Source organism: Thermococcus sp., from assembly GCF_015523185.1.
GTDB lineage: Archaea > Methanobacteriota_B > Thermococci > Thermococcales > Thermococcaceae > Thermococcus.
Genome location: NZ_WAKV01000041.1, coordinates 1 through 6,353 on the forward strand (window position 1 = coordinate 1; position 6,353 = coordinate 6,353).

The window sequence follows — 6,353 nt, forward strand, 5'->3', positions numbered from 1 at the left end:
CTACGAGACGAGGGAGAGGATGCTCTACATCGAGCCCGAGTATATACTGCTTAGAGATGGCCTCATCCAGAAAGAGGAGGAGTGAGGTGGTGTAGATGGCCAAGAAGAAAAAGACCAGCCAGAAGTGGAAGCTCTACGAGGTTAAGGGCGGAAAGGTCGTCAGGAAGAACAAGTTCTGCCCACGCTGTGGGCCGGGCGTTTTCATGGCCAACCACAAGGACCGCTGGTCCTGCGGTAGGTGTGGCTACACCGAGTGGAAGAAGTGATTCTCCCTTTTTCTCGCCTTTTGTCGGGTGCCTCCTATGCCCACATACTACGGCCTTCAAATTCTGCTCGACGAAAACGTCTACGAGCCGGCCGAGGACACCTTCCTTTTGGCCGAGACCGTTGAGGTCAGACCAGGCGAGAGGGCCCTTGACGTTGGAACTGGAACAGGGTTGATAGCGCTCTTAATGGCTAAGAAGGCCAGCTACGTCCTCGGGGTGGATATAAACCCCAAGGCGGTTGAACTCGCGAGAAAAAACGCTAGACTGAACGGCATTAAAAACGTCGAGTTCAAGCTGAGCGACCTCTTTGAGAACGTTTCTGGAAAGTTCGATGTGATAACCTTCAACGCCCCCTACCTTCCCGGCAGACCCGAGGAACCCATAGACATTGCTTTGGTCGGTGGAGAGACTGGTAGGGATGTGATAGACCGTTTCATAGTCGAGGTTCCTGACTATTTGAGCGCAAAAGGACGGGTCTACCTCGTCCAGAGCTCGATAACGGGGATTGAGGAGACCCTGAGAAGGTTTGAAGACTCAGGTCTTAGTGCCGGGGTTGTAGCTAAGAGGCACGTCTTTTTTGAGGACATCGTCGTCGTTCAGGCCAGGCGATAGCGTTTTACCTCATGCAGGAGCCTGACCTTCGGTCTCTCGTTGCTTTCTTCCTCCTCACTGGAAAAGAGAACTATCTCTCTGGGTTTGAGCATGGGCTCTGGCTTTATGGTCTTCATGGTGGCAACCTCGACCTTTTCCTTTTAAATCTTTCGTAGATTGCCGAAAGATTTTTCGACGATGCACACCTGTGCCCAATCACCTTTTTAAAACCTCCCCCGAGTCTTCGGTTAGGTGAGACTAATGGCGATAGTGGTTAAGGCCAACCCTAATATGCCCGAGGAAATCGCGCTTCTCTTTAGAAAACAGCACTACGAACTCGTTGGAAGGCACAGCGGGGTTAAACTCTGCCATTGGCTCAAGGAGAGCCTCACCAAGGGAAGGTTCTGCTACAAGCAGAAGTTCTACGGCATAGCGAGCCACCGCTGTCTCCAGATGACGCCGGTCTTGGCTTGGTGCACCCATAACTGTATCTTCTGCTGGCGCCCGATGGAGGGTTTCCTAGGAACTGAACTTCCACAGCCGTGGGATGACCCAGCGTTCATAGTCGAGGAGAGCATAAAGGCCCAGAGGAAGCTTTTGGTTGGTTACAAGGGCAATCCAAAGGTTCCGAAGGAGAAGTTTGAAGAGGCGTGGAACCCGAAGCATGCGGCAATAAGCCTCTCCGGCGAGCCCATGCTTTACCCTTACATGGGTGACCTCGTTGAGGAGTTCCACAAGAGGGGTTTTACCACATTTATAGTCACCAACGGTACCGTTCCGGAAAGGCTTGAGGAGATGATTAGAGAGGACAAGCTACCGACTCAGCTCTACGTCTCCCTAACCGCTCCTGATGTAGAGACGTACAACAGGGTAAACGTCCCCATGATTCCCGACGGCTGGGAAAGGATTAAGGAGACGCTAAAGCTCATGCGCGACGCGAAAACGAGGACTGTGATAAGGTTGACGCTTGTGAAGGGCGAGAACATGCACAGTCCAGAGAAATACGCCGAGCTGATTAAGATGGCTAACCCGATGTTCGTAGAGGCAAAGGCTTACATGTTCGTCGGCTTCTCAAGGAACAGGCTCACGATAAACAATATGCCCCGCCATGAGGAAATCAGGGCCTTTGCTGAGGAGCTTGTGAAGCACTTACCCGGTTATCACATCGAGGACGAATACGAGCCGAGCAGGGTAGTGCTAATAATGCGTGACGACGTCGATTCACGCGGCAGGGGTCTCGAGGGAAGGTTTATCAGGGATTGATTCTCCTCTTCTCGGAAAACTTTATGTATCTTCCCCTCAATTTTTTTCGGGGTGTGAGGATATGAAGAGGACGGCCCTGGTTTTAATGGTCATTCTTATGGTTCTTCCCACTGCTTCCGCGGGAGTGATAAGTGGCGGTGTTGCATTTCTCTCCGATGCATCATTAAACGTTCAGAGCATTAGGGACATGAGCCTCGTTCTGATGGCCCTTTCGGGTTCCCAGAAGGCCGTTGGTAACGCCAGCTCCGGTGAAATTGACTCCCTGGCTATGAAGTTGCTATCCCTTCAGAATCCCGACGGGGGGTGGGGTTACCTCCCCAATGAGACGAGCAACGTCGTGGATACCTCCTATGCTCTCATAGCTTTAATCATGGCGAAGCCTTACGTTTCACCGATTCATTCTGGGCCTGTTTCCGGTGCAATTTCTAGGGCGGTTTCCTATCTGATGGGTTCAACCTCAGGTAGTGGATGGGGTTACGTTCCTCAGACAAGGCCAGAATTTTACCCAACGGCCATGGCCCTCTGGGCCCTCGGCGAGTACGGCTATTACTACACGGAAAGTCCTGTAAAGGAAGCCGTAACGTTTCTTCTGTCAGCGCCTTCCACACTTCCGCAGGAACAGACCTTAGCTCTTAAAGTGATAGCCCTCCATTCCGTTGGTTACCCGGTTCCAAGGAAACTAGTTTCTGAGATTGAAAACGTTCTAAAGGGTACGAACGTAACCGTACTTGACAGGGCAATGCTCACCTACGCCCTAGAACTTGTGAGGCCTCTGGACTTTACAACCTCCTACTTCGTTAGCAAGCTCCTTGAGCTCGCCAACGTTTCCGGGAATTACGCCTACTGGGTTTCCACCCCGACTTATCCCATGACGACCCCTGAGGTAGTTAAGACCTCCGCCTATGCCCTTCTGGCAGTTTCGTACCTTGAGCAGTACTCTCCCGAGATTCCCGTTGAGATAAACCCCTACGCGGCGCCCTGCTCGGAGTTAAAGGCCCTCCAGAACAGGGATGGGGGATGGCCTCTCGTTGAGTTGGGGCCCTCCAACGAGAAGGCCACCTACTACGCCCTTCTGGCCCTCAAATACTGTGTTCCTTCAAACGAGTCCATTGAAAAGGCCCTTGAGTGGTCGAAGGAAGCACTTAAGGTTGATGCCCAGAAGATGGTGAGCACCCACAGGTTCTCCCCGGCCTACTTCTACGCCCTCGAGACGCTCATCCGCTTCAATGCCCTTTCAAAGGATGAGAAAGACGAAGCAATCAAGGATATAATCGCCTCCCAGCTCCCCTATGGAATCGGCCTCTGGGGCAACGACCTCGGTCCACAGCCCTACGAAACTGCCCTCGCTGTTAGAGCGCTCCTCGACCTTGGTGTTCCGGCAAACGATTCCCTAATTCAGAGGGCAATCAATTGGGTTCTCAGCACCTCCAGCGGTGGATGGGGAATATACGTCTCAACACCGTATTTCTCTTACATGCTTCGGCCCGATGTCCTAACAACGGTCTCAATACTGGAGGCATTTATCGGGGTTGTTCCCAAGGAGAAGCTCAAACCTCATGCCGAGTGGCTCGTTTCACAGCGTTTTGACGGTGGCTGGGCCTACTGGAAGCCCTACTATGACCCGGTTAGCGGTCGTGTTGTAGAGATGAAGCCGACTGTTGAATTAACCGTCCGCACTACCGATGTCCTCGCGAACTTCGGCTACAACTTCAGCAGGGAGGCCCTTAACTTCGTGATAAAAGCCAAGGAAAGTGGGGAAATCAATGGTAAAACTGTCGAAACTGCTTTTGCAGTGATGTACCTTTCCCGTTACAAGTTCGTTCCAAAAGTTACCCTCGACGAGATTAGGCTTGCCCTTGGCTCAGAGCTCTTCAACGTAATAACAATCGGCCTCTCCTCAAACGATACCCAGAAGGTCTACGATTCACTTGTGAAACTCTACGGGAACTCGTTCGTGATGGCCAACACGACTAAGGTCAATAAGGGTTACTACATAGTAATAGTCCCCTATGGAAGCTATAACGTCTCGGTGTACAATCCTTACATAGCCTTCCACCTGAAGAACGGTAACGTTGTGGTGGCGAACTATACCGCACCGATGGACTCATCGATAGTCCTAGTTCCGGGATACACCCCTAATGGAAAGGTCCTCTTCGTGTTTTACTCTAACTCAAGCCGTTGGATGGCCGTTGAGTTATTCACCACAGGATTCATACGCTACATAAGGGGAGATGCAATGGTACTAACATACGAAGACGGCATATTCAGGCAAATAGTGGTGAGGTGAAAGCCCTTGAGGGCGCTGATAATAGGGATTGGCCAGTGCGGGACGAAGATAGCAGACCTGTTCGCGCTGGTTGACTTCGAGACCCTTGCAATAAACACCTCAAGGGGTGACCTAGACTACCTGAAGCACGTTCCTCAGGACAGGAGAATCCTCATTGGAGAGGCCCTCACGGGGGGAAAGGGTGTCAACGCCAATCCGATACTTGGCAGGGAAGCTATGAAGCGTGATTTGCCCCTAGTTATGAGGAAAATAAACTCCATAGTCGGTTACGATGACGTTGACATCTTTTTCCTCACCTTCGGCTTCGGTGGCGGAACCGGTGCAGGGGGAACGCCCGTCCTGGCGGAAGCTCTGAAAGAGGAGTACCCAGATTCCCTGGTGGTCGCCATAGGGGCCCTGCCTTTGAAGGAGGAGGGCATAAGGCCAACCATAAACGCGGCGATAACGATAGACAAGCTCTCCAAGATAGCGGACTCGATTATCGCGATAGACAACAACAAGCTCAAGGAAGGCAACGATGACATAAGCCGGGCCTACGAGAGGATTAATTACACCATAGTGGAGAGGATAGCGTCCCTGCTTGCTCTGGTGGATGTTCCCGGTGAGCAAACCTTAGATGCCAGCGATTTGAAGTTCATCCTCAAGGCCTTCGGGAGCTTCGCCACTGTGGGTTACGCGAAGGCCGATGCGAGCAAGGTTAAGAGCCTGTCGAGATTAATTATACGCTCCTTCGAGAGCGAGGGCCTTTACCTCGACGCCAACATAGAATCGGCCCTCTATGGGCTCGTGGCTATACATGGTCCTCCAGAGGTTCTCAAGGCGAGTGACATCTTCGAAGCTTTGGACTACCTCACGAACAAAATCAGGGGCAAGCAGATTTTCAGGGGTTTCTACCCAGACCCGCGCGAGAGGGAGGTTGAGGTCGTAACGCTCCTCAGTGGAATCTACGAGAGCAGGAGCATAGAGGAAATAGTGAGGACTGCTAAGGAATACGCACGCTCATTTATGGAAGCTAAGAGAGAAGCCGAAACAAAGAAGAGTGAACTCTTCAACGGTCTGCCAGACTTTGATGACGTCTACCCCACAGTTATCCCCGATGAATCCTCTGGGGAGCTTTTGGATATAGGTGGTCTCATAAAAGGTCCCAGGAGGAAGAAGAATGAGTGAAATCAGGGACTCCGTTGAGGTAGCACTCGAGCTCGATGAGAAATCGGTTTACTCCCACATAGCCCACGAGAGCGCGGAGGACCTAATTAGGATTATCTCATCCCTCGACGCTGAGAGGGCAAAGCTCCGCGGGGAGGTTATCTACTACACCGACGACTGGGATGCCCTGATAAGGGAGAGGATTGCCAAGGGGAAACGACATACTGCCTTTGACTTCTACAATCCGGCGTTGCTTGACATCTGGGAGGAAAAAGTCAGACTTGGCAGGAAACTCGAAAGGCTTGAAAAGGCATTATATGGGATTCTAGGAGGGATTATTGTAGCAACGGGCGTTATAACACTGCTGACTGGTGTCCCATGGCTACTGGTTGGTATTTCTCTAATACCCCTTGCAATTTTTATCCGGACCTATGTTAGAAGTTCACTTGACCTAATTTACTACGAGCTCACCCAGTTCTTTATCGATGAGTTGAGGGCCATCCTAACTAAGCACCGTCTCTCCGAGGACAGATATAAATTTAAACTCTTTACCGGGGGTTACTTCGGTATTAGAACCAAGAAAACACCATCCGGCATTTTTGCGGTTGTTGAAGGTAAATCTGAGGAGTAATTGTTAAATATTGTTCCTTATATCTTTATATTGGAGGGTGAGTAATGGGGTTAGTCCTGAAAAGGCGGGGTCAAATTTCGCTCGAGTTCATGCTGGTGTTCGCGATAATGTTAATTATGCTACTCTATTCAGTCAGAAACGTTACGTTTAGTTCGGACTCTCCTTCCAA

At 51.2% G+C, this 6,353-nt stretch carries 8 protein-coding genes and 1 pseudogene; 8 read left to right on the forward strand and 1 reads right to left on the reverse strand.

Annotated features, from left to right (window positions below; all coding sequences use genetic code 11):
- The 3 genes and pseudogenes from F7B33_RS04700 to F7B33_RS04710 all read left to right on the forward strand — a co-directional run.
- A pseudogene (locus F7B33_RS04700) lies at positions 1–85 on the forward strand (30S ribosomal protein S24e); the annotation flags it as partial.
- 10 nt (positions 86–95) lie between these two features.
- Positions 96–266 carry a 30S ribosomal protein S27ae gene (locus F7B33_RS04705; protein WP_015858123.1) on the forward strand — a complete coding sequence of 57 codons (171 nt, stop codon included), beginning with the start codon at positions 96–98 and terminating at the stop codon, positions 264–266.
- 36 nt (positions 267–302) lie between these two features.
- Complete coding sequence (locus F7B33_RS04710) at positions 303–878, forward strand: HemK2/MTQ2 family protein methyltransferase (protein WP_297073433.1); 576 nt, start codon at positions 303–305, stop codon at positions 876–878.
- Here the strand turns inward: F7B33_RS04710 and F7B33_RS04715 are convergent.
- Entirely contained in the window at positions 863–994 is a 132-nt protein-coding gene (locus F7B33_RS04715; protein ID WP_297073435.1) for a hypothetical protein, read from the reverse strand. The genes F7B33_RS04710 and F7B33_RS04715 overlap by 16 nt on opposite strands.
- A 124-nt stretch (positions 995–1,118) precedes the next feature.
- Here F7B33_RS04715 and twy1 point away from each other — a divergent pair, with 124 nt between their 5' ends.
- From twy1 to F7B33_RS04740, 5 genes are all read left to right on the forward strand, one after another.
- Positions 1,119–2,120, forward strand: coding sequence for a 4-demethylwyosine synthase TYW1 (gene twy1, locus F7B33_RS04720; RefSeq protein WP_297073446.1), 1,002 nt, complete (start codon positions 1,119–1,121; stop codon positions 2,118–2,120).
- 61 nt (positions 2,121–2,181) lie between these two features.
- Complete coding sequence (locus F7B33_RS04725) at positions 2,182–4,407, forward strand: prenyltransferase/squalene oxidase repeat-containing protein (protein WP_297073437.1); 2,226 nt, start codon at positions 2,182–2,184, stop codon at positions 4,405–4,407.
- A 6-nt stretch (positions 4,408–4,413) separates the two neighbouring features.
- Complete coding sequence (locus tag F7B33_RS04730; RefSeq protein ID WP_297073440.1) at positions 4,414–5,574, forward strand: cell division protein FtsZ; 1,161 nt, start codon at positions 4,414–4,416, stop codon at positions 5,572–5,574.
- Positions 5,567–6,184: a hypothetical protein gene (locus F7B33_RS04735; RefSeq protein WP_297073444.1), complete on the forward strand. Its 618-nt coding sequence runs from the start codon at positions 5,567–5,569 to the stop codon at positions 6,182–6,184. The genes F7B33_RS04730 and F7B33_RS04735 overlap by 8 nt, the downstream gene beginning before the upstream one ends.
- 44 nt (positions 6,185–6,228) lie before the next feature.
- A partial coding sequence (locus F7B33_RS04740) for a class III signal peptide-containing protein (protein ID WP_297073448.1) occupies positions 6,229–6,353 on the forward strand: 125 nt, incomplete at its 3' end.